Genomic DNA, 24,950 nt, shown 5'->3' on the forward strand with positions numbered 1-24,950 from the left:
TTATAATCCTAACGAAATATATAAATATATAAATACACAACTCATACCAACAAGCATGAAGGCTGCATAAAATCTAACATTTGCATTTTGTAATGTTGCAACTTTTTTACCAAATTCAACGAATTGGTTACAAGCACCCATGATAAAGCCATCAATAAATTTCATATCAATAGTTTGGTCAATGAAAGTTGCAAGTTTTTGTAATGATTTAACAAATACAAAATCATATAACTCATCAATGTAGAATTTATTGGCAATAATACCTTCTTCACTTTCAGGTTTATTAATATCAAAGTTTGCATATTTTTTATATGCTACAAAGATACCTGCTGCTGCTACAAGTACTGAGATAATCATTAAAATATACTCAGTTGCATGAGACATGTGAATTTCAATTGAATTTGTTTGAGCTAACCACGTATCAACCATATGTTCTCCACCTAAAACGGCTGGTAGATTTAAAAATCCTGCACCAACTGCACCAACTGCTAATAAAAGCAATGGAATTGTAATTGTTGGAGAAGTTCTAACATAAGGTTTTGCATGATTGTTTGGAGCTACAAATAAAATAAAATACATTCTAAACATATAAAATGCAGTTAAGAATGCCGTAAACATACCAATTAACCAAATTAAATATTGACCTTCTTGGAAAGCTGCTGCTAATATTGCATCTTTTGAAAAGAACCCTGAAAATGGAGGGATACCTGAAATAGCAATTACACCAATTAAAAATGTAATACCAATAATTGGTAGATTAACTCTGTGTTGAGCCATTTTGAAAATGTTTTGTTCATGGTGTAAGGCAATTATCATACCACCAGCTCCCATGAATAACATAGCTTTAAAGAAAGCGTGTGTTAAAACGTGGAAAAGTCCAGAACTATAAAAACCAAGACCAACAGCAATAAACATATATCCTAATTGAGACATTGTTGAATATGCAAGAATCTTTTTGATATCTTGTTGTCTAGTTGCAATAATAGCTGCAAATAGGGCTGAAAAAGCACCAATATAAGCAATAAATGTACCAATTTCTTCAATTCCACTATATAAAAAGTGAAATCTTGCAACCATATAAACACCGGCTGTTACCATTGTAGCTGCGTGTATAAGTGCTGAGATTGGAGTTGGTCCTGCCATTGCATCAGGAAGCCATACATACAATGGGATCTGTGCTGATTTACCCATAGCTCCAACAAATAATAAGAAACCAGAAAGTGCTAGTAATCCAGTTGAAGCATTACCAATATTTGCTTCTAAAGAAGCAAAACTTAAATCAACTTGTCCTAAGGCAAAGAATAAAGTTACAATACCTAATATAAATCCAAAATCTCCAACTCTATTTGCAATAAACGCTTTATTCCCTGCAATAACATTTTCTGATTCAGAATAGTAAAAGGCAATTAATAGATATGAACAAAGACCAACACCTTCCCAACCAATGAAAAGAATAACTGGGTTATCAGCTAAAACTAAAATTAACATTGATGCTAAGAAAAGATTGAAATAAGCAAAGAATTTACCAAAACCTTCATCTTTTGTCATATATCCAATAGCATAAATATGGATTAACCATCCAACAAATGATACAAACATAGACATGAAAATAGCTAAATTATCACCTAAAAATGCCATTGTAATATTTAAATCACCGATATTAACCCATGTAAATAATTCTTGTTTATATGTTACACCAGAATCAAACATTGTTAAAAATAAACTAAGAGTTATCAAAAAGGCAATTAATGGAGTTCCTGTTCCAATTAATGAAAATACAATTTCTGGAATAGGTTTTCTCTTAATATTATAAAAATATAATCCACCATTTAAAATTGCACCTATAAGTGGAGCTAAAATAATCCAAACTAACAAAGGAGTATCAATCATGATTTTTCTCCTTGTGTTAATGTTGTAAAGATATCAGTATCAAGAGATTTTTTTGATCTATATAATAAAATGATTACTGAAAGGAAAATTGCAGCTTCTGCAGCAGCAATTGAAATTACCATAATAGTAATAATTTGTGGATCCATATTAAAATGATATCTAGCAAATGTTATAAGGAATAGATTTACTCCATTTAACATAAGCTCAATTGACATATAAATAACAAATATGTTTCTTCTTGCAATTACACCAATAACTCCAATTGAAAAAAGAATCATAGATACAAATGCATATGATGTTAAACTTATCATGAGTCTTCCTTATTTATTTTTTTTCTTTTTGCTAATACAATTGAACCTACAAGTGCAATTAAAAGTAGAATTGAGATTAACTCAAATGCTAAAATCCAATCATTATATAAAAGCTTACCAATTGGTTTGATATCACCAAAATCACCTTCAACTATTAACATATCTGCATTAGGTAAGTTTGAAACAGCTTTTAAAATAACAACATTAAATGGAATCATAATAGCTGCACCAATTGCAATTAAAGTATATTTTTTAGGCTCTTTTGGAAGAGCTTCTTCTTTAATGTTAAGAAACATTAAAATAAATAAAATAAGTGTCATAATCGCACCTGCATATACAATAATTTGAACCATAAATAAAAATGTTGCATTTAATAGTGCAAATAAACCAGCAACTGAAAGTATTGATACAAGTAACCCAAGTGCTGCATACATCGGGTTTTTATAAACTAGCATTGCAATTCCGCCAGTTATTGCAAAGAAACTAAGACCAATAAATACTAAATTAATCATCACTAAAATCCTTTGAACGCTCATAAGACATAAGTTGATCTTTGTCTACAACAAAATCTTCTCTTTTATCAGATGTAAAAGAAAAAATTCCAGTATCCATTCTAATTGCATCACAAGGACAAGCTTCAACACAATAACCACAGAATACACATTCTAAAAGGTCAATTTTGAATTGTTTTGGTCTCTTTTCAGCTTTACCATCAAATCTTTCTTCTGCGTCAATAAAAATACATTGAGCAGGACAAGCTGTCGCACACATATAGCAAGCAACACATTTTTCACTACCATCATCCCATTTTGTTAGTCTATGAATACCTCTATATCTATCTGTAATATCTGTAGGCTGTTGCTCTGGATATTGCATAGTTTTTAATTTAGATACATCACTTAGATTTTCTCTAAAGTGTGTGAAAGTTGTTTTCATACCACCAAATATTGCAGGGATATAAAGTTTATCTTTTAAAGACTTACCATGTCTTTCTACAATTTTAATTCCCATAATTAACTCCCCATTGCTACAACAACAATTGCTGTAATAACAATATTTAAGATTGATAATGGAATAAGAACTTTCCATCCAAGCATTTGAAGTTGGTCATATCTAATTCTAAGAAGAGTCCATCTAACCCACATATAAACAAATGCCATCAAAAAGAATTTAATTAAGAATGTTCCAACTTGAATTGCAGTTACAGCAATATTTGTTCCATTTTCACCTAATCCTGTTACTAAGAACATGATTAAAACTAACATTACTAAAATTACAATTGTCCAGAATGCTTTTAATAAAATCCCTTTTTCTTTTTGTCTTGAATCATCTTTATCTAACCAATAATAGTTTTTATTCATCCATTTTGTAAAAAGAATTAATAAAATTGGAAGAACAATAACAGTTCCTAAAATAATATATGTGATATTCTCTTTTAATGCTGCAGTGTCTAACCAAGGAACTTGATAACCACCTAAAAGTAAAGTAACTATAATTGCACATGATGCTGACATTGCTGCATATTCACCAACTTGGAATAAACCAAATCTCATAGCTGAATATTCTGTATGATAACCTGCAACAATCTCAGATTCACCTTCAGCAATATCAAAAGGTGTTCTATTTGTTTCTGCAAATGAAGTTACAATAAAAATTAAAGCAGCTAGTGGTTGCATAAAAATTCCCCATGCAGGAATAATTCCAAAAATTGTACCACTTTGAGCATGTACCATGTCATTTAAATGAATAGAACCATAAGTTAAAACCAAAGAAATAATTGATAAAGCCATGGCTGCTTCATATGAAATAACTTGAGCTGATGCTCTAATACCACCTAAAAGTCCATATTTGTTTTCAGATGAATAACCACCTAAAATAATTCCATATACAGAAAGTCCTGCAAATGCTAAAAACCATAAGATTCCTAAACTAACAGGAATTGCTTGCATAGTGTAACTTACACCATCAAGTACTAAATTATCAGCAAATGGAATAACAGCAAATGTTAAAAATGAACAGAAAAATACAATTCCAGGAGCGATTGTATATAAAAACTTGTATCTAATATGAGAAGGTGTGAAGTCCTCTTTAAATACTAGTTTTAACATATCTGCAATTGCTTGGATTAATCCACCAAGTCTAATTCCTGCAATAGAAGCTCTATTTGGACCAGTTCTATCTTGAATAAAACCTGCAATTCTTCTTTCCCACCAAACAAATAGTGGAGTTAAACCTACTGCAAGAACTACCGCTAATGCAATGTTTACGATTAATATTACTGCATTCATATAGTTCCTTTTACTATCATTGATTGAATATTTTCTAAAATTGAAGTTATAGTTTCCATTGGATTATTTCTATTCATTTTAGATATTACTTTTTGTTTTATCCCTTCAAAGTTGATATATGTTCCACTTTTTTCATAGAATGATGCAATTGGAATAGCTATATCAGATTTTGAAATAGTATTAGTTTCATGAGAGAATAAAGATACAACAGTTTTCCCCTCTAAAAGTTCTAATTTATCATCAAAATAAGTATTGCCAAATACTACAACAAGTGAAGCTTCATCAAGATGTTTTTTAAATTCACTTTCATCTTCACTGATCTCTAATTCTTTATAAGATGCTCTATTTGCACATTTGTCACTTTTTCTTAAGTAATCATCACCAAAAGTTTCATCAATATATTGAGGAGCGAATCCAGAAATATTAGCATTTACAGCTTTAGCAAAGTTTTTAACATTTGCCATCTCTTCATAAGACATATTTGGATCTAACAAAAATAAAGTACTTTTTTCATCAACTAATAGTTTATATGTATTTGTTAATGTATTACTAAATACAACTTCTTCTCCACCAATTTTAGGTGTATAGAATCTATTCTCAGCTTCTTTTTTATATGAAAGTCTTCCTTCGTCACACATAAACCACCCGTTAACTTCTCTATTAACTCTTGGCTTAAATCTAAAGATTTGGTCATCTTTATATTTCTCTTTTCTATGATCTACTCTAATATTACAAGCTCTTGAACATCCGTTACAGATTGCATCAAAAGATTCTAAAAACCAAACTCTTTGTTTAAATCTAAAATCTTGTGAAGTTAAAGCTCCAACTGGACATAAATCCACAACATTCATTGCATAAGGGTTATCTAATGGACGACCTGGGAAAGTTCCAATAACAGAATGGTCTGCTCTACTAATAACACCTAATTCATTGGTTCCTGTAATATCAGAACAGAACCTAACACATCTAGTACAAAGAACACATCTCTCTTGGTCTAACATAACGCTACTACCAAGTTCAACTCTTTTTTTAGCTGTAACTTTTTGACTTACATCTACTCTAGCTTCATAAAAACCAGATTCCATGTAATAATCTTGAAGTTTACACTCTCCAGCTTGATCACAAGTTGGACAGTCAATTGGATGGTTAATTAGTTCAAGTTCTAAAATATCACGCCTAACTTTTTCAATATTTTCACCTTGAGTTCTTACTACCATTCCTTCCTTTACAGGAGTATCACAGGCAATTTGAGGCCTTTTTTGACCTTCGATTTCAACCATACACATTCTACAGTTTCCATCTTTTCCTAATGCTTGGTGATAACAAAAGTGAGGAATATGAATATCTCTATCTAAAAGTGAGTCTATTAATAGACTCCCTTTAGATGCTTCAATATCTTCCCCATTCACCGAAAATTTTACAAGTTCACTCATAATTGTGTAATCTCCTTTATTCTGACCGCTTTTATTTTATTTACCTGTATACAATTGTCTTGGTCTTGCAATTTTTGCTGTAGGGTCTTGTTTTAACTCAGACCATTGTGCTAACCATCCTGGAATTCTTCCAATAACGAAAATAGGCGTAAACATCTCTACTGGAATTTTAAGAGCAGTTAAAATTACACCAGAATAGAAATCGATATTTGGATATAAACCTCTATCTTTAAAGTAATCATCACTTAATGCTGCTTCTTCAACTGCTGATGCAATATCAAGAAGTTTTGAATCAAGGTTTAGCTCTTCTTTTAACTTATCTTGTAATCTTTTTAACTCTTGAGCTCTTGGGTCTCTATTTTTATAAACTCTGTGTCCAAATCCCATAAGTCTAAATGGATCGTTTTTATCTTTTGCTTTTGCAATATAAGTTGGTACATTTTTAACATCACCAATTAATTGTAATTGATCCATAACTTTTTCATTTGCTCCACCATGCGCAGAACCCCAAAGTGCTGCGATACCAGATGCAATTGCAACATAAGGGTGAGCTTCTGTTGAACCTACATTTCTAACTGTTGTTGTAGAAGCATTTTGCTCATGGTCTGCATGTAAAGTTAAAATAGCATCAAGTGCATCAACTTCAACTTGTTTAATCTCTTCATGTAATCCATTCCCAAGATTTTTTAGTTTTCCACCTGGATATGCTCTTAACATATATAAGAAGTTTTCAGTGAAATATCTATCAATATCTGGATAAATCATTGGAACACCTCTAGAGTTTCTAAAGGCCATAGCTGCAATAGTTGGCATTTTTGCTAAGATTCTTCTTCTCATTATTTTAAACTCTTCTTCATTTTCTAAGTTTAAATGATCTTTGTATATTGTTGCAAGAGCCATAGTTGCTGCACCCATAGTTGCCATTGGGTGTGCATGATCTGGTAATGCATCAAATAATCTTAAAATACCTTCATCTAAAAATGATCTATGTCTAATCTCTAGGTCAAAATCTTTTGATTCTTGTTCAGTTGGAAGATTACCTCTAAAAAGTAAATAACAAACATCTAGGTATGATCTTTTTCCAGCTAACTCTTCAATAGGAATACCTCTATATCTAAGTTCAGAGTTTTCTCCATCAATAAATGTGATTTTAGAATCACAAGAGGCAGTAGAAGTGTAACCAGGGTCATATGTAAACATCCCTGAATCTTTATAAAATGATCTAATATCAACTACATCAGGACCTCTTGTACCATTTAAAATATCGTACTCAAAAGATTTGCCATCCCTATTATCTGTTAACGTAAAAGTATTCTTTCCCATATTATCTCCTTAAATTATTTATTAAAATATTCTGTAAATTCGTTTCTATACTTAAGTACTATACTTTTTATAATATCTTTTACTGCTGGTGCAAATACACAAATAGTTTTACCATTCATTGTTTCACAAACATCAAGTATAGTTTCAATATCTTCTTCTGATCCATTACCCTCTAGAATTTTTTTGATAGTCTTATCAATCCAACCTGTACCCTCTCTACAAGGTGTACATTGTCCACAAGATTCGTGGTGATAAAATTCTATTAAGTTTTTTGCAACATCAACCATTGAAGTTCCTTCAGGAATAATCATCATCCCTCCAGTACCTAATGTTGATCCAATGTCCCACATAGATTCATAATCTAAATAAGCTTTTTCTACTTCATCAGCAGTTAAAATTGGACATGATGCTCCACCAGGAATTACAGCTTTTAATTTAAGGCCATCTTTCATACCCCCGCCAATTTCATTGATCACATCAATCATCTTTTCACCATATTGAAGTTCATAAACTCCAGGGTTTTTAACAGGTCCACTCATAGCAAAAAGCATAGTACCAGGAGCTTTTTTTGTTCCCCATTTAGTATATGATTCATATCCATTTAATACTATATTAGGAACTGATGCGATTGTTTCAACATTGTTAACTGTTGCTGGCATTCCATAAAACCACTCACACTCTTTTCCATGTGGTTTTAATCTTGGGTGTCCTCTTTTCCCTTCAATTGATTCAATTAAAGCAGATTTTTCACCACAAATATATGCTCCTCCACCTCTGTGTACAGTAATATCAACTCTAAAGTCATATTTTTTCATAACTTTATCACCAATGATTCCTGCTTCATAAGCTTCATCAATTGCAGTATTTAATCTATCAATGAACCATTTATATTCACCTCTAATGTAAATATATGCATCATTTGCTTGCATTGCCCAACATGAAGCTATAATACCTTCAATAAGTAGGTGTGGATCGTATTGGAAAATTTGTCTATCTTTAAAAGTTCCTGGTTCAGATTCATCACCATTTACAATTAGATATCTTGGTCTTTCATCAACGTTTGGCATTAATTTCCATTTTGGACCACACGCAGCACCACCACCACCTTTTCCTCTAAGACCTGATTTACAAACTTCTTCAGTTATATCTTCAGGTTTCATTGAAAATGCTTTATCTACAGATTCATATCTTCCATTTTTTAAAGCAACATCTAATTTATGAGAATCTGGAATGTCAAAGTTTTTGCTTACAATTTTTACTAATTCTACAGCCATTACTTACACCCCTCTATAATATTTTTTAATTTATCAACAGTTAAATTCTCATGATATTCATTATTTAATGCTATCATTGGAGCTCCACCGCAAGCACCTTGGCACTCAACTTCGCTTAAATGAAATTTCCCATCTTCACTTGTTTGACCAGGTTCAATACCTAAAGTGTCTTTGATGAATTTTTTAAGTTCAGGTGCTCCCATTAACATACAAGATAAAGTTTTGCATAACTCAATATGGTATGTTCCAATTGGTTTTAAGTTGAACATTGTATAAAATGTTGCAAATTCATAAACTTCAATTGGAGTTTTTCCCAATTTATCTGCAACAAAAATCATAGCTTCTGGAGATACCCAATCTTCTTGCTCTTGAACTAACCATAGTGCTGGAAGCATCATTGCATCAATTTTTGGATACTTAGCTGCAATTCTTGCAAACTCTTTTTCATTTTTTTCAGTATATTTAAATTTACTCATTATCTATCAAACTCCCCAGCAATAAAGTTCATACTAGCCATTGTAACAACAGCATCAGCTAACATATTACCTTCTACAATTCTTGCATATCCACCTAATGCATAATAACATGGTGGTCTACACTTAATTTTATAAGGTCTTCCTGAACCATCACTTACAGTATAAAATCCTAATTCTCCATTAGCACCTTCAGTTGACCCATAATATTCACCTTTAGGAACTTTGATACCTTCAAAAGTAAGTTTAAATTGATTCATAAGCCCTTCGATATTTCCATAAACATCTTTCTTCGCTGGTAAGAAAATACCTTGTGAATCAACATTTAATGGACCATCTGGAAGCTCTTTCATTGCTTGTTTAATAATCTTCATAGATTCTCTCATCTCTTCAAATCTACACATGATTCTGTCATAAACATCACCATGAGAACCAACAACAACATCAAAATCAAAGTTTTCATATCCATAATATGGAGTGTCTTTTCTTAAGTCAAAAGGTACACCTGATGCTCTTAAGTTAGGACCTGTAATACCTGCATCTAATGCAAATTTTGAATCAATTACTCCAACATCTTGAGTTCTATCTTGGAAAATTTTATTATGAGCAACTAGTGAAAGTGAATCATCAATAGCTTTTTCTACATCTTTTAATACATCTTCTAAATCTTCGGCAAAGCCTTCATACAAATCAAACTCTAAACCACCAATTCTAGTGTAAGAGTTCGTAAGTCTTGCTCCTGTTAATTTTGAGAATAAATCATAAGCTTTATCTCTAGGTGCAAATATATACCAGAAGTTTGTAAGTCCACCAAGGTCAACCATATTTGCTGCATTACATACGATATGGTCAGTAAGTCTACTTAACTCACCAATAATTACTCTAATCATTTTAGCTCTTGGAGTAATATCAATACCTAACATATCTTCAATAGCTTTTGCATAACCAATATTATTTAACATAGCAGAGCAATAATTTAGTCTATCTGTGTATGGAATTACTTGTGAATAGTCGTGTGTTTCACAAGCTTTTTCAAAACCTCTATGTAAGTAACCAATTTCAGTTACACAAGCAGTAATTGTTTCACCTTCCATTGCAACAAAGTTTCTAATTGTACCATGCGAAGCAGGGTGAGATGGACCAACGTTTAACATCATAAGTTCTTCTAGCTCAGATTCAGAATAACCTTTTCTTTTTAATAAAGGAACCATTTCATCCATTAAATCTTCAGTCTCAGTACAAATTTGTCCCTTTGTAACTGGATAATCTTTTCTTAATGGATAACCCACAAATTGGTGGTGATTTAATACTCTTTTTAAATTTGGATGACCTTTAAATCTAATTCCATATTGGTCAAAAGTTTCTCTCTCTGCCCAATCAGCTGCAAAATAAAGGTCTGTAATAGAATCTATTTCTAATGTAGTATCATTTACATAAGTTTTTAAAGTTAAATGTTTTTTAAAATCACTTGTTCTTAAGATATAAATTACACCAAATCTTGATGGAGTAACATCAGGATATTGTAAATAATCTACTGCAGTGATATCTAGAAGAATTGTATAATCTTGTTCCTCTTTAAGAGATTTAATTGTTGCTTTTAAATCTGCTGAATCTACAATCATATCTGGCTTAAGCATCTAAAATCCCTTTGAAGTTTTCGTCTCTATCTTTGACAATTGATTCATCATAAGATCTTTCTTGAATTCGCATAATTGCATCTAATACTGCCTCTGGTCTTGGAGGACATCCTGCAACATATTCATGAACAGGTATTACTTCGTCAATACCTTGTAAAGTTGTGTAGTTATCATAGAAACCACCTGAGCAAGCACAGGCACCCATAGAGATAACCCATTTTGGCTCACACATTTGATCCCAAATCTTTTTTAATACAGGAGCTTGTTTGTAAGTAATCGTTCCTGCAACAATAAGTAAGTCTGCTTGTCTTGGTGAGAATCTTACAACTTCCGCACCAAATCTAGATATATCATATTTTGCAGCGGCAACTGACATAAACTCGATACCACAACATGCAGTACCAAATGCCATTGGCCACATCGAATATGATCTTGCCCAGTTAATAGCTTCGTCAAGTTTTGTGGTGATTATAGAATCACCTAAGTTTGCTTCTGCTCCTAATCCCATGATAATGCCTTTTTCTTATACATATATATTAATCCTGCAAATAGTAATCCAATGAAAATAAACATTTTAATAATTCCTGCATAACCAAGATCTAAAATATTTACAGCCCAAGGAAACATAAATATGATTTCTACATCAAAAAGTAAAAAACCAATTGCAACAAGATAAAACTTAATTGAGAACCTGATGTTTGTGCCTCCAACAGGGTTACTGATTCCACTTTCGTAAACAGTATTTTTTAGTTTGTCATCTTTATTATTTGGTCCAAGAAATTTAGTTAAAAAGAAAACTCCAATTAAAACTAAACCTATTGTAACGAATATTACAGATGAAAGAATTAGATGTGTTGACATAAATCTATCCCATATTTTGATTTGTTTAAAGAATTGTACTATAAAAAGTATAACTATATGGTCATATGTGATAAATAGATTAAACTTTATGTGTCAATTGAGAAGAATAGTAATACTATTAAAATCGATGTCTAAAAATATGTAACAATTTTACTCAATGCATTTTCTAAATTTGCTCTTGTTGTTGCACAATTTAGTCTAAAATAGCCCTTGCCTTCGGTGCCGAAGCTAGTTCCATCATTAAGTGCAAGTTTTGCTTCTTTAAGTAGCTTTTGTTTTACTTGTTCATGGTTATTAGAAAATTTTTTAAAGTTTATCCAAAGCAAATATGTTGCTTCAGGTTCAATAAAACTAATTTTTGAATCATTATCAATTAAATAATCTTTAGTAAAAGTTATATTATTCTTTAAATATATTAATAATTCTTCAAGCCATTCTTCACCATATTTATATGCAGCTTCCAAAGCAGTAAAGCCAAAAACATTTATTGATCCTATTTCTCTTTTTTGAAGTTCTTTTTCAAAAGTTTTTAGTATCTGTTCATTTTTAGAAATGGCATAGGCACAATTTAATCCCGCTATATTAAAAGTCTTCCCTGGTGAATTTAAAGTTAGGGTAATATCAGAAATCTCTTTTGAAATTGATGCCATAGGAGTAAATTTTTTAAATACTAAATCTGCATGAATTTCGTCACTTATAATTATTATATTGTTTTGAATACAAATATTTCCTAACTCTTCTAATTCCTTTTTATCCCAAACTCGTCCAACTGGGTTGTGGGGAGAACACAAGACCATTAGTTTTGTTTTTGATGTGATTTTTGATTTTAAATCCTCAAAATCCATTGTGTAATAGCCATCTTTTTCTTTTAGTGGATTTTTTATAAGTTTTCTTCCGTTTGCTTTTATACTTTTAAATAAGGGAAAATAAACTGGAGTTTGAACAATAATTTCATCATCAATATTACTAAAGGCTTCAACAGCAGCACTATAAGCTGGAACTACTCCATTGACAAACTTAATCCATGAAGTATCAATTTCCCAGTTATGTCTTTTTGCCATCCACTCTTTTACAAGATTGTAAGTATTGTTTGATGGTTTAGCATATCCATAAACTCCATGTTTTGCTCTATTTATAATTGCATCATTTATTACATCAGGAGTTTTAAAATCCATATCTGCAACCCAAAGTGGTTGTAAATCTTTTTCATTAAAATATAATTCTAGTGCATCATATTTAGCACAATCTGTATTTTTCCTATCAATCACTTCATCAAAATTGTATTTAATTTTATTAAGCATACTTAAAACCTCTACTATAAACTATTTTTTATTGATAAAATGATATAAGATTTTGACTAATTATTAGATTACCTAGAGGATATAATGGAAAAAGCTATAGAAATTTTAAAGAATAATGATCTTTTAAAAATTATTGATGATGAACTTGATATTTATCTTGAGATACCACATATTGCATATATTGAAGTAAAAAGAGCTGATTCAAAAGCGATACTTTTTACAAATGTGGTTGATAGAAAAAACAATAAGAAATTTGACATGCCAGTACTAATGAATGTTTTTTGTAATGAAAAAGCAGTAAAATTGTTTATCGGTGATGGTGATAAAATTGGAAATGAGATAGAGTCTCTTCTTAAAATGAAACCTCCTACATCATTTAGTGAGAAGCTTTCAACTTTTGGTAAGTTATTTGCACTAAAAAATGTAATACCAAAAAAATTAAAGGGGAAAGGAGAGTGTCAAGAAGTAGTAAAACTTGGAAAAGATGCTAAACTTTCTGATTTACCAGTTCTAACTACTTGGGAACAAGATGGTGGTCCTTTTATTACTATGGGACAAGTTTACACTACTTCTTTAAATGGTGAGATGAAAAATCTTGGTATGTATAGACTTCAAGTTTTTGATGACCATACTTTAGGAATGCACTGGCAAATCCATAAAGATTCTAATCACTTTTTCCATGAATATAAAAAAGCTGGCAAAAAAATGCCAGTTTCTATTGGTATTGGTGGAGATCCTATGTATATTTGGTGTGGACAAGCGCCACTTCCAATTGGTGTATTTGAATTAATGCTTTATGGATTTGTTAAAGGGAAAAATGCACAACTAGTAAAATCTGTAACCAATGATATTTATGTTCCAAAAGATAATGATTATATCATTGAAGGTTTTGTTGATACAAGTAAACTTAAAATTGAAGGTCCTTTTGGTGATCATACAGGATATTATACTTTAGAAGAAGAGTATCCATTTATGGAAGTTAGTGCAATAACACATAAGAAAAAACCAACATATTTAGCAACTGTTGTTGGAAAGCCACCTTTAGAAGATAAATATATGGGGCATGCAACTGAAAGAATATTTTTACCACTTTTAAAAACAACAGCTCCGGATTTAATAGATTATTATATGCCTGAAAATGGTGTGTTTCATAATCTAATTTTAGCAAAAATCAAAACTTTATATCCAGGACATGCTCAACAAATGATGCATGCTTTTTGGGGAGTAGGGCAAATGAGTTTTGTTAAACATGCAATATTTGTTAATGAAGATGCTCCAGATTTAACTGATCATGATGCTATTTGTAGACATATTTTAAATAGAATAGATATTGAGGAGTTATTAATAACAAGAGGTGTAGTTGATGCTCTTGATCATAGTTCTCCAAAATTTGCAGTAGGTGGTAAACTTGGTCTTGATTGTACAGGTGATGAGATTGAAGAGTTAGGAATTGATATTTTAAGCGATGAAGATTTACTTTCAAAAATGCGAGAATTATCATCTGATATTAAGAATTTAAAACAATACTATATTGATACAAAAAACCCAGTTACTGTAATAAGTGTTGATAAAACTCAAAACCAAAAGAAGCTTTTTGAGTCATTAGAACCTTTATATAATAATTTAAAGATTTTAATTATTGTTGATGATGCTAATCAAAATGATGTAGAAAACCCTTACATGTTAGTATGGAGAGTTGTAAACAACATAGATTCAAATAGAGATATTTATATAGATTCAAACACCATTTGTGTAGATGGAACAAATAAAAATTCATTTGATAATTTTAAAAGAAGATGGCCTGATGATGTAGATTGTTCAAAAGAGGTTATTGATTCTTTAAAACAAAAGGGTATTTTAGATGTTTCTGACCAATTTATAAAAGAATTTCAATTATGATAGTTAAGGTAATAGCTTACCTTAACTTGATTTTTGAATCTCTTTTTTTAGTTTCAGATTATAGATAATTAATAAAATCATAATAATTAGTAAAGGGAAAAGTAATTTTAATACAAAAGTGTAGTCAACTTTATCTTGGTACACAATTGAATAGTATTTATTATTGATTTCCTGTCTATCTTCATCATTTATCAATGCAATGGCTCTATTTAACAGTTTTAATAGTTTTTTGTTCTCTTTATTAAGTGCAAGTTTTAATTCAAAATCAATATTATCTAAAGTTCCTGAAATCTTTATTTTTTGATAATCTTCATTTAAAATCACATATGCAATTGCTGGGATTTTGGCAACTACTGCATATACTTTGTCTTCATGTAAATATTTCATAGCCCTATTTAAGTCATCGATTTTTACAAAATTAATGTCTGGATAAAGTTTTTTTATTTGTCTATAATATACTGCATTTTTTGCTATTGCAATTTTTTTGTTCTTTATCTCATTTAAGTCTGAAATATAAGGTTTGTTAAATTTTGTAGCAATTCCAATTTTTAAATGTTCAATTGGAATAGTTTCCAATAGTTTTGATTTCTTATCAAATTCACTAAAACTATATTTAACATTATTTGGATTTTCATTAATTTTTTTCAAGGCCTCTTTTGTATCTTGGAATATTAATGTATTTGCAGTACTTAAACTAAGTTTTTTATTTATTAATTTCCAATAATCTATTTCTATACCTGAGATTTTATTATCAACCATCATTGTAAATGGCGGATAGGTGTTATTTGTAAGTAAAGTTAAGGGGTTTTCTTTTAAAAAACTATCAATATCTTTTGTTTTTAATATTTGATTTGGTGAATAGATAAAATTTTCAAGATAGTATGATTTATTTGTAGTTCCTAAAAGAAGATATAACCTTTTTATCTCTTCAATTTTCTTTTTATCAATATTCCCCAGTAAACCCTCATCAAATTTTGCTAATTTTTTTAATATTTTACCTTCATATATTAAAGATTCTAGACTTTTATTTTGTGTATTATATTTGTCAAAAATTAGTTTTGCTGTTTCTTCAATATTTTCAAAGGCATAAGTCCATCCTTTTAATGTAGCCTTGTAGACTTTTTTAACCCTAAGTGGGTTTTCGTTTAACTCATTTTTTGAGGTATAAAATATACCTCCATAAAAATCAAAGCCATAATCACTTGGATTGTGTATTACAAACTCAATATTTTTTTCTTTTAAAACAAATGGTTCATTTGATAGGTAAGAAGCTAATGCATCAGTTTTACCACTAATTAAATCTTCAAGTTCAAAGGAATGTTTTTGAAAATTTATACTATCTAAAGATACCCCTTGTGATATTATCATTGAATTGATACTTGCTGCTAATTTTGCATCAGAAGTAATCATGATATTTTTATTTTTTAAATCTTTTGGCGAAAAAATATTTGATTTTTTTAAAGAGATTAAAACCATTGGTGAATTTTGATAAATTGCAGATAACAAAACAATATCCTTGCCTTCTAATTTATCAACTATAAGGGATGATTTTCCAACTGCATAGTCTACTTTTTTATTCAACAAATCATCTAATATATTTATATTGTAGTCAAACTCTTTTATCTTTACATCTAAGTTTTCACTTGCATAAAAACCTTTTTCTTTTGCCATATAATATCCAGCAAATTGGAATTGATGTAGCCAGTCTAATTGTATAGTTACCTTATCTAGTGGTTTGGAATATAAGTTTAATGCTAGTAATAATATTGTTATTGTTTTTAGAATTTTCATAATCAAATTATATCTTAATTATTTAAAGATATATTTACGATTTTATTACATTTTTTTAAAAATACATTTTAATGTAAATATTGATATAATATCATCTTAAATATATAATGTATTTTTTAATAGAGGAATATAATAGATGATTCTAATGATAGATAATTATGACTCATTCACTTACAATATTGTTCAGTATTGCCTAGAATTAGGTGCTGATTTAAAAGTGATTAGAAATGATGAGTTAAGTGTAGAAGAGATAGAAACTTTAAACCCAGAAAAGATAATTATATCTCCAGGACCTGCAACTCCAGATGATGCAGGTGTTTGTTTGGATGTGATTAAGCATTTTGCTGATAAAAAACCTATATTTGGTATTTGTTTAGGACATCAAAGTATAGCTCAGGTTTTTGGTGCTGAGGTAATTAAGGCAGATAATATGATGCATGGTAAAACTTCTAAAATGAAAAGAGTTAAAGAAACAAAAATTTTTGATACTCTTCCCGATGAATTTACTCAAACTAGATACCATTCCTTAACGGTAAAAAAAGAAAATTTACCTGAAATAATTGTACCAACGTCATATAGTATGGATGATGATGAGATTATGTCTTTAGAGATTAAAGATAAACAAGTTTATGGAGTTCAATTTCACCCAGAATCAATTATGAGTGAGCATGGATTTAAAATAATAGACAATTTCTTAAAATTATGAGTTTAAACGATAATAGTTACAAAAATATTTTTTATTCACTTTTTTTTGTAGTACTATTATCATTATTTTATAGTGCTAATTCTATGAGTATCTCATATGGTGAAGCACTAAATGTATTTAAAAACACGTCTCTATTAACTATCTTAACAAATTCTTCAATATATATTTTTGGACAAAATGATATAGCATTAAGGCTTCCTTTTATATTGTTTTATCTATTAAGTTTACTATTAATGTTTTACCTAACTAAAGATTTTTTTAAAAAGCAAAGTGATAGATATATATCTTTGAGTATTTTTATGATTCTTCCAGGTTTAATAAGTGCTTCTTTATTAGTCAATAGTGCAATTGTCGTTACTTTTTTAGTCTTATTATATGTTTTATATTATCAAAAATTAAAAAAACATTCTTATTCTTTGTTAATTCTTTTTTTATTTGTTGATAATTCTTTTGCAATTTTGTATCTTGCACTTTTTTTCTTTTCTTTAAGACATAAAGATAAAAAACTACTGATAATAAGTTTAGTTCTCTTTATTGTATCAATGAGTATTTATGGATTTGATTCATCTGGGAAACCAAGAGGTTTTTTAGTTGATACCTTTGCCATTTATGCAACTATATTTTCACCTTTACTTTTTATATATTTTTTTTATACTGTTTATAGAAGCGGTATTAAAAAAGAGAGGGGACTTATTTGGTATATAGCTACAACATCTTTAATATTCTCCTTTGTATTATCTTTTAGACAAAGAATCAATATCGAAGATTATGCACCTTACGTTGTAATCTTTTTACCATATATGGTCAGAACTTTTTTACATACAATTAGAGTAAGACTTCCTCAGTTTAGAAATAAACATTATCTTATTAGTAGTCTAGTTCTAATTGTTCTTTTTATAAATCTGTTTTTTACAATTGTTAATAAGCCGCTATATATGCTAGTTGAAGATCCAAAAAAACATTTTATTTATAAATATGATTATGTTAAGCAATTAGCAAAAGATTTAAAAGAGAATGATATAAATGATATTTATATTGATGATAAAAAACTATTGCTAAGATTGAAGTTTTATGATATTAACTCTGGTGATAAGTTTTATCTTACTACAAAAGACTTAAAAATATATGATTATAAATTTGAGATTAAATATTATGGAAAAGTTATATACACTGCTTATGTTATAAGAAAGATATGAAAAAGAGTTTCACTTTATTTGAATTGTTAATAGTAATAGCAATTTTAATTGTAGTGTCAACTTTTACTATATATAAATATAAAGACAATAACTTAGAAAAAGCGACAAATAGATTAGTACTTTATTTAAAAGAACTTAGATATCAAGCCTTGATAGATTCAAAAAGAGATAAGGATGAACTATTTTGGCATAAAAAAAGATGGAGCTTAAAGTTTTTAAATTGTAATAAAAATATTGGTGGTGTGTATTATGTTATATATAGTGATATAAATATGACTGGACAGCCAGGTTTAGAAGAAAGTTTATCTGATCCTTTAACAAATAAAAAAATCTATTCAACTAATAAATGTGAATATAGACCAAATACAAGTAAATATGTATTATTAACAAAAGAGTTTGGTATAGATGAAGTTAATGTTAGTTGTAATGATACTAGTTCAATTGGTCAAATCTCCTTTGGAGATGATGGTAATGTATATACAAAATTAAGTAATTTTGAAAATTCTGAAAATGACTATAAATTACAAGATATATGTACTATTGAATTAAAATCCCCAAATGAAGGGACTTCTACAATTATAATAGAAGGAAAAACAGGTTTTACTACAAGAAGTAACTAGCGAAAAGCCAGAAACTTTCCAAATTTAAGCTACATTTTAGAAAAAACCCTTGACAAGGCATAAAAAATCTATTATAATTCCCGTCCAATTTGAGTGACACACTTAACAAAAACATGTTAAGAGTATCGAATCAAACGTTCTTTAACAATAAGTAGGTTTGTTAAGAGAGTAATCTTTATAAACCGAATATGATAAAACTATTTACTACATGAAGATGTAGAGAAAAAAACACGAAACAAGAATATGGTAATAACATATCCTTGTCTATTTAAACATAAAGCTTAGCTTTACTAATTGAGATTTATTTTGTAACTACGAGTTACATAATAGTCAAGATTAAACTTTTTATTATGGAGAGTTTGATCCTGGCTCAGAGTGAACGCTGGCGGCGTGCCTAACACATGCAAGTCGAACGAGAACGGGTTAAAGTTTACTTTAACTGTCAGCTAAGTGGCGCACGGGTGAGTAATATATAGTTAACCTGCCCTCGAGAAAGGAATAACAGTTGGAAACGACTGCTAATGCCCTATATGCCTTTATGACATAAGTCAGCAAGGGAAATGCTTTAGTGCTCGAGGATGGGACTGTATGGTATCAGATAGTTGGTGAGGTAATGGCTCACCAAGTCAATGACGCCTAACTGGTTTGAGAGGATGATCAGTCACACTGGAACTGAGACACGGTCCAGACTCCTACGGGAGGCAGCAGTGGGGAATATTGCACAATGGAGGAAACTCTGATGCAGCAACGCCGCGTGGAGGATGACACTTTTCGGAGCGTAAACTCCTTTTATATAGGAAGATAATGACGGTACTATATGAATAAGCGCCGGCTAACTCCGTGCCAGCAGCCGCGGTAATACGGAGGGCGCAAGCGTTACTCGGAATCACTGGGCGTAAAGAGCGTGTAGGCGGATAGATAAGTCAGAAGTGAAATCCTATAGCTCAACTATAGAACTGCTTTTGAAACTGTCTATCTAGAATATGGGAGAGGTAGATGGAATTTCTGGTGTAGGGGTAAAATCCGTAGAGATCAGAAGGAATACCGATTGCGAAGGCGATCTACTGGAACATTATTGACGCTGAGACGCGAAAGCGTGGGGAGCAAACAGGATTAGATACCCTGGTAGTCCACGCCCTAAACGATGTACACTAGTTGTTGCTATGCTAGACATAGCAGTAATGCAGTTAACACATTAAGTGTACCGCCTGGGGAGTACGGTCGCAAGATTAAAACTCAAAGGAATAGACGGGGACCCGCACAAGCGGTGGAGCATGTGGTTTAATTCGACGATACGCGAAGAACCTTACCTGGACTTGACATAGTAAGAACAATTTAGAGATAGATTGGTGTCTGCTTGCAGAAACTTATATACAGGTGCTGCACGGCTGTCGTCAGCTCGTGTCGTGAGATGTTGGGTTAAGTCCCGCAACGAGCGCAACCCTCGTCGTTAGTTGCTAACAGTTCGGCTGAGAACTCTAACGAGACTGCCTACGCAAGTAGGAGGAAGGTGAGGACGACGTCAAGTCATCATGGCCCTTACGTCCAGGGCTACACACGTGCTACAATGGGGCATACAAAGAGCAGCAATACAGTGATGTGGAGCAAATCTCAAAAATGCCTCCCAGTTCGGATAGTAGTCTGCAACTCGACTACTTGAAGTTGGAATCGCTAGTAATCGTAGATCAGCAATGCTACGGTGAATACGTTCCCGGGTCTTGTACTCACCGCCCGTCACACCATGGGAGTTGAACTCATTCGAAGCGGGGATGCTAAAGTAGCTACCCTCCACAGTGGATTCAGCGACTGGGGTGAAGTCGTAACAAGGTAACCGTAGGAGAACCTGCGGTTGGATCACCTCCTTTCAGAGAAAGAGCTAAGATTCGTTTCTTAGCTCAGAAGCTATCCTCACGAAATAGAGATAGCAAAAAAGATGAGAAAAAAAATAGATAGTTTATTGTGTTCGGTTTATAAAGATTATTTAAAAAAATAGGTGACAAATGGGCCTATAGCTCAGCTGGCTAGAGCGCTCGACTGATAATCGTGAGGTCCCAGGTTCAAGTCCTGGTAGGCCCACCATGATTTAGATAATCTTACAAGATTATTAATATATTGTTGGGGATATAGCTCAGCTGGGAGAGCGCCTGCCTTGCACGCAGGAGGTCAGCGGTTCGATCCCGCTTATCTCCACCATCTATTGAATAAACCAAATAAAGAAAGCTAAATATAAGTCTTAAAAGAGATAAGATTTATATTTGGTTTTAGAAGAACCAAAACTGTTACAATAGTAACAATGTTATTTAAAAATTTAATGTTAAAGTCTTTAATTTTTTTCGTTTAAATTAATCTTTCGTATGAAGATAATTTAAAAATTAAAAAATTTCATATCTAAATCAGGTATTTAGAGATAAATATCTAATTAATGATAGACACAACTGTTTTATTAAATATAGCAATATGTTTAATAAGATAGTAGCCAAGGAATAATTATTCAAATAAAGCAATTAACTTTAATTAGTTAATTTCTCAAATAAGGTAGAAGTAGAGATACTTTTATTAATAAGCTATTAAGGGCTAATGGTGGATGCCTAGACTGTAAGAGGCGATGAAGGACGTACTAGACTGCGATAAGCATTGGGGAGCCGTCAAGAGGCTTTGATCCAGTGATTTCCGAATGGGACAACCCAGCATGTTATGCATGTTATCCTTTCGAGGAGGCGAACCTGGTGAAGTGAAACATCTCAGTAACCAGAGGAATAGAAATCAACCGAGATTCCGGTAGTAGCGGCGAGCGAAACCGGATTAGGGCACTTAGTGATAATATTTAAGATAGAAGAATTACCTGGAAAGGTAAAGCATAGAAGGTGATACTCCTGTATTCGAAATCTTTAATATGGTACTAGGCTAAGGAACGAGTAGGTCGGGACACGTGATATCTTGACTGAATATGGGGGGACCACCCTCCAACCCTAAATACTACTTACAGATCGATAGTGAACAAGTACCGTGAGGGAAAGGTGAAAAGTACCCCAGTGAGGGGAGTGAAATAGAACCTGAAACCATTAGCTTACAATCATTCGGAGCCCTATGTTTTATACAGGGTGACGGACTGCCTTTTGCATAATGAGCCTGCGAGTTGTGGTGTCTGGCAAGGTTAAGCCAAGTGCGAAGCCGTAGCGAAAGCGAGTCTTAATAGGGCGAATTAGTCAGATGCTGCAGACCCGAAACGAAGTGATCTATCCATGAGCAGGTTGAAGCTGGTGTAAGAGCTAGTGGAGGACCGAACCGGTAGGCGTTGAAAAGTCTTCGGATGACTTGTGGATAGGGGTGAAAGGCCAATCAAACTTCGTGATAGCTGGTTCTCTCCGAAATATATTTAGGTATAGCCTCTAGTAGTAGCGTATAGGGGTAGAGCACTGACTGGGCTAGGGCTGCTTACCGCGGTACCAAACCCTATCAAACTTCGAATACTATACGTGTAATCTAGGGAGTCAGGCGTAGGGTGATAAAATCCTATGTCGAGAGGGGAACAACCCAGACTAACAGCTAAGGTCCCAAAGTCAATGTTAAGTGGAAAACGATGTGGAGTTACTGTGACAACCAGGAGGTTGGCTTAGAAGCAGCCACCCTTTAAAGAAAGCGTAACAGCTCACTGGTCTAGTGATTCTGCGCGGAAAATATAACGGGGCTAAACATTGCACCGAAGCTTTAGACTCAATTAATTGAGTGGTAGGAGAGCGTTCTATTCAGCGTTGAAGATGTACCGGTAAGGAGCGTTGGAGCGGATAGAAGTGAGCATGCAGGCATGAGTAGCGAGAAAAGAGGTGAGAATCCTCTTCGCCGAAAACCCAAGGTTTCCTACGCGATGCTCGTCATCGTAGGGTTAGTCGGGTCCTAAGTCGAGTCCGAAAGGGGTAGACGATGGCAAATTGATTAATATTTCAATACCAACAAATAAGCGCGATGTGGGGACGCATAGAGTTAATCGAGGTCACTGATGGAATAGTGGCTCGAAGGAAGTAGGTTGTATCTTAGGCAAATCCGGGATACATTAGACCGAGATCTTACAGGCTCTTGACGCTCTTCGGAGCAGATTGAGAATCGATGATACTGTCGTGCCAAGAAAAGCCACTAAGTATATTATTTGTTGCCCGTACCGTAAACCGACACAGGTGGGTGGGATGAGTATTCTAAGGCGCGTGGAAGAACCCTGGTTAAGGAACTCTGCAAACTAGCACCGTATCTTCGGTATAAGGTGTGCCTACTTTGGTATAGAGATTTACTCTCAAAAGCTAAAGAGGTTGCAACAAAGAGTCCCTCCCGACTGTTTACCAAAAACACAGCACTTTGCTAACACGTAAGTGGATGTATAAGGTGTGACGCCTGCCCGGTGCTCGAAGGTTAACTGATGATGTTAGCGTAAGCGAAGCATTTGATTGAAGCCCGAGTAAACGGCGGCCGTAACTATAACGGTCCTAAGGTAGCGAAATTCCTTGTCGGTTAAATACCGACCTGCATGAATGGCGTAACGAGATGGGAGCTGTCTCAACCAGGGATCCAGTGAAATTGTAGTGGAGGTGAAAATTCCTCCTACCCGCGGAAAGACGGAAAGACCCCGTGCACCTTTACTACAGCTTGACACTGTAGCTTGGATATTCATGTGCAGGATAGGTGGGAGGCTTTGATTCATAGACGCCAGTTTATGATGAGCCATCCTTGAGATACCACCCTTGAATATTTGAGTTACTAACTGCGAGGAGTTATCCTTCTTCAGGACAATGTCTGGTGGGTAGTTTGACTGGGGCGGTCGCCTCCTAAAAAGTAACGGAGGCTTACAAAGGTTAGTTCATGGCGGATGGAAATCGCCAGTTGAGTATAATGGCATAAACTAGCTTGACTGTGAGACATACAAGTCGAACAGAGACGAAAGTCGGTCATAGTGATCCGGTGGTTCTGTGTGGAAGGGCCATCGCTCAAAGGATAAAAGGTACGCCGGGGATAACAGGCTGATCTCCCCCAAGAGCTCACATCGACGGGGAGGTTTGGCACCTCGATGTCGGCTCATCGCATCCTGGGGCTGGAGCAGGTCCCAAGGGTATGGCTGTTCGCCATTTAAAGCGGTACGCGAGCTGGGTTCAGAACGTCGTGAGACAGTTCGGTCCCTATCTTCCGTGGGCGTAGGAAAGTTGAAGAGATTTGTCCCTAGTACGAGAGGACCGGGATGAACGTACCACTAGTGTACCAATTGTTCTGCCAAGGGCATCGTTGGGTAGCTACGTACGGATGTGATAAGAGCTGAAAGCATCTAAGCTCGAAGCCAACTCTAAGATGAACTTTCCCTGAAGATCCCAGCAAGACTAGCTGGTTGATAGGCTAGATGTGTAAGCGTTGTAAGACGTTTAGCTGACTAGTACTAATAGATCGTTTGGCTTATTTTATATATTTCTTGGTTTACTATCTTATTAAATGTATAGCATTTAATACAAATTGTGTAAGACGTTAGCAATAACGCAAAGACTTTTAACATTTAACTTTTAAAACTCATAGAACCTAATGTGAGTAAAGAGAGTAACGTTACTAATTACTAGTAACCAATTACTAATTACTTTCTTTACTCATATTGCTGGTGGTTTTAGCGAAGTGGAAATACCCAGCTCCATTCCGAACCTGGAAGTCAAGCACTTCTGCGCTGATAATACTGCAGGGTCCCCTTGTGGAAACGTAGGCCGCTGCCAGCTCTTGAGTATTTATACAAGCCTTTATCTATTCTAACTTTTTAGTTATTTTAGATAGAGGCTTTTTTTTAGCTCTACCAGAATTGTTATGCCTTCATTTTTTACTACTTATATATATTTTTCTTATTCTCTTATTTGTTTTACTAAAATAAGTACTTTATAATCTCCCTTTTATAATATTTTTTACCTTCTTCTCATCAACAATGTTATCA

The 24,950-nt window shown here is 32.7% G+C and carries 18 protein-coding genes, 2 tRNA genes and 3 rRNA genes; 9 read left to right on the top strand and 14 right to left on the bottom strand.

Going from position 1 to position 24,950, the window contains the following annotated elements; genetic code table 11:
• From nuoL to AC2TY9_RS06455, 13 genes are all read right to left on the bottom strand, one after another.
• On the bottom strand, positions 1-1,890 hold the full coding sequence (nuoL, locus tag AC2TY9_RS06395) for an NADH-quinone oxidoreductase subunit L (RefSeq protein WP_489780121.1): 1,890 nt from the start codon (positions 1,888-1,890) through the stop codon (positions 1-3).
• Positions 1,887-2,201 (bottom strand): NADH-quinone oxidoreductase subunit NuoK, encoded by a 315-nt coding sequence (gene nuoK / locus AC2TY9_RS06400; RefSeq protein WP_489780122.1) that lies wholly within the window; start codon positions 2,199-2,201, stop codon positions 1,887-1,889. The genes nuoL and nuoK overlap by 4 nt, the downstream gene beginning before the upstream one ends.
• On the bottom strand, positions 2,198-2,713 hold the full coding sequence (locus AC2TY9_RS06405) for an NADH-quinone oxidoreductase subunit J family protein (protein WP_489780123.1): 516 nt from the start codon (positions 2,711-2,713) through the stop codon (positions 2,198-2,200). Before AC2TY9_RS06405 ends, nuoK begins: the two co-directional genes overlap by 4 nt.
• Positions 2,706-3,212: a NuoI/complex I 23 kDa subunit family protein gene (locus AC2TY9_RS06410; protein WP_489780124.1), complete on the bottom strand. Its 507-nt coding sequence runs from the start codon at positions 3,210-3,212 to the stop codon at positions 2,706-2,708. Before AC2TY9_RS06410 ends, AC2TY9_RS06405 begins: the two co-directional genes overlap by 8 nt.
• A 2-nt stretch (positions 3,213-3,214) precedes the next feature.
• Positions 3,215-4,489: a complex I subunit 1/NuoH family protein gene (locus AC2TY9_RS06415; RefSeq protein ID WP_489780125.1), complete on the bottom strand. Its 1,275-nt coding sequence runs from the start codon at positions 4,487-4,489 to the stop codon at positions 3,215-3,217.
• Positions 4,486-5,922, bottom strand: coding sequence for an NADH-quinone oxidoreductase subunit G (locus AC2TY9_RS06420; RefSeq protein WP_489780126.1), 1,437 nt, complete (start codon positions 5,920-5,922; stop codon positions 4,486-4,488). Before AC2TY9_RS06420 ends, AC2TY9_RS06415 begins: the two co-directional genes overlap by 4 nt.
• A 36-nt stretch (positions 5,923-5,958) precedes the next feature.
• The gene (locus tag AC2TY9_RS06425; protein ID WP_489780127.1) at positions 5,959-7,245 is read right to left on the bottom strand and encodes a citrate synthase; all 1,287 of its coding nucleotides are present in this window, start codon (positions 7,243-7,245) and stop codon (positions 5,959-5,961) included.
• Between the two features lie 14 nt (positions 7,246-7,259).
• The gene (nuoF, locus tag AC2TY9_RS06430) at positions 7,260-8,519 is read right to left on the bottom strand and encodes an NADH-quinone oxidoreductase subunit NuoF (RefSeq protein ID WP_489780128.1); all 1,260 of its coding nucleotides are present in this window, start codon (positions 8,517-8,519) and stop codon (positions 7,260-7,262) included.
• Positions 8,519-8,995 carry an NADH-quinone oxidoreductase subunit NuoE family protein gene (locus AC2TY9_RS06435; protein ID WP_489780129.1) on the bottom strand — a complete coding sequence of 159 codons (477 nt, stop codon included), beginning with the start codon at positions 8,993-8,995 and terminating at the stop codon, positions 8,519-8,521. Before AC2TY9_RS06435 ends, nuoF begins: the two co-directional genes overlap by 1 nt.
• The gene (locus AC2TY9_RS06440; RefSeq protein WP_489780130.1) at positions 8,995-10,629 is read right to left on the bottom strand and encodes an NADH-quinone oxidoreductase subunit D; all 1,635 of its coding nucleotides are present in this window, start codon (positions 10,627-10,629) and stop codon (positions 8,995-8,997) included. Before AC2TY9_RS06440 ends, AC2TY9_RS06435 begins: the two co-directional genes overlap by 1 nt.
• Entirely contained in the window at positions 10,622-11,137 is a 516-nt protein-coding gene (locus tag AC2TY9_RS06445; RefSeq protein WP_489780131.1) for an NADH-quinone oxidoreductase subunit B, read from the bottom strand. Before AC2TY9_RS06445 ends, AC2TY9_RS06440 begins: the two co-directional genes overlap by 8 nt.
• Positions 11,128-11,490 carry an NADH-quinone oxidoreductase subunit A gene (locus AC2TY9_RS06450; RefSeq protein ID WP_489780132.1) on the bottom strand — a complete coding sequence of 121 codons (363 nt, stop codon included), beginning with the start codon at positions 11,488-11,490 and terminating at the stop codon, positions 11,128-11,130. Before AC2TY9_RS06450 ends, AC2TY9_RS06445 begins: the two co-directional genes overlap by 10 nt.
• Before the next feature lie 131 nt (positions 11,491-11,621).
• Positions 11,622-12,791 (bottom strand): MalY/PatB family protein, encoded by a 1,170-nt coding sequence (locus AC2TY9_RS06455; RefSeq protein WP_489780133.1) that lies wholly within the window; start codon positions 12,789-12,791, stop codon positions 11,622-11,624.
• 84 nt (positions 12,792-12,875) lie between these two features.
• Between AC2TY9_RS06455 and AC2TY9_RS06460 the strand changes: the two genes are divergently transcribed.
• The gene (locus AC2TY9_RS06460) at positions 12,876-14,690 is read left to right on the top strand and encodes a menaquinone biosynthesis decarboxylase (RefSeq protein WP_489780134.1); all 1,815 of its coding nucleotides are present in this window, start codon (positions 12,876-12,878) and stop codon (positions 14,688-14,690) included.
• A 21-nt stretch (positions 14,691-14,711) separates the two neighbouring features.
• On the opposite strand, the gene AC2TY9_RS06465 is transcribed toward AC2TY9_RS06460, so the two are convergent.
• Complete coding sequence (locus AC2TY9_RS06465) at positions 14,712-16,481, bottom strand: ABC transporter substrate-binding protein (protein WP_489780135.1); 1,770 nt, start codon at positions 16,479-16,481, stop codon at positions 14,712-14,714.
• A gap of 136 nt (positions 16,482-16,617) precedes the next feature.
• Here AC2TY9_RS06465 and AC2TY9_RS06470 point away from each other — a divergent pair, with 136 nt between their 5' ends.
• From AC2TY9_RS06470 to rrf, 8 genes are all read left to right on the top strand, one after another.
• Positions 16,618-17,187, top strand: a complete 570-nt coding sequence (locus tag AC2TY9_RS06470) for an anthranilate synthase component II (protein ID WP_489780136.1) — start codon at positions 16,618-16,620, stop codon at positions 17,185-17,187.
• Between the two features lie 83 nt (positions 17,188-17,270).
• Positions 17,271-18,383 (top strand): hypothetical protein, encoded by a 1,113-nt coding sequence (locus tag AC2TY9_RS06475; RefSeq protein WP_489780137.1) that lies wholly within the window; start codon positions 17,271-17,273, stop codon positions 18,381-18,383.
• Entirely contained in the window at positions 18,380-19,003 is a 624-nt protein-coding gene (locus AC2TY9_RS06480; protein WP_489780138.1) for a pilus assembly FimT family protein, read from the top strand. The genes AC2TY9_RS06475 and AC2TY9_RS06480 overlap by 4 nt, the downstream gene beginning before the upstream one ends.
• Before the next feature lie 347 nt (positions 19,004-19,350).
• Positions 19,351-20,868 (top strand): 16S ribosomal RNA (locus AC2TY9_RS06485).
• A 137-nt stretch (positions 20,869-21,005) separates the two neighbouring features.
• Positions 21,006-21,082, top strand: a tRNA-Ile gene (locus AC2TY9_RS06490).
• A 38-nt stretch (positions 21,083-21,120) separates the two neighbouring features.
• Positions 21,121-21,196, top strand: a tRNA-Ala gene (locus AC2TY9_RS06495).
• Positions 21,197-21,560: 364 nt separating this feature from the next.
• A 23S ribosomal RNA gene (locus tag AC2TY9_RS06500) occupies positions 21,561-24,441 on the top strand.
• A 184-nt stretch (positions 24,442-24,625) separates the two neighbouring features.
• Positions 24,626-24,741: ribosomal RNA gene (gene rrf / locus AC2TY9_RS06505) — 5S ribosomal RNA — on the top strand.
• The 16S, 23S and 5S rRNA genes sit together here with 2 tRNA genes alongside, the layout of an rRNA operon.
• Positions 24,742-24,950: the final 209 nt, after the last annotated feature.

It is taken from the genome of Arcobacter sp. ISO1 (genome assembly GCF_058105185.1).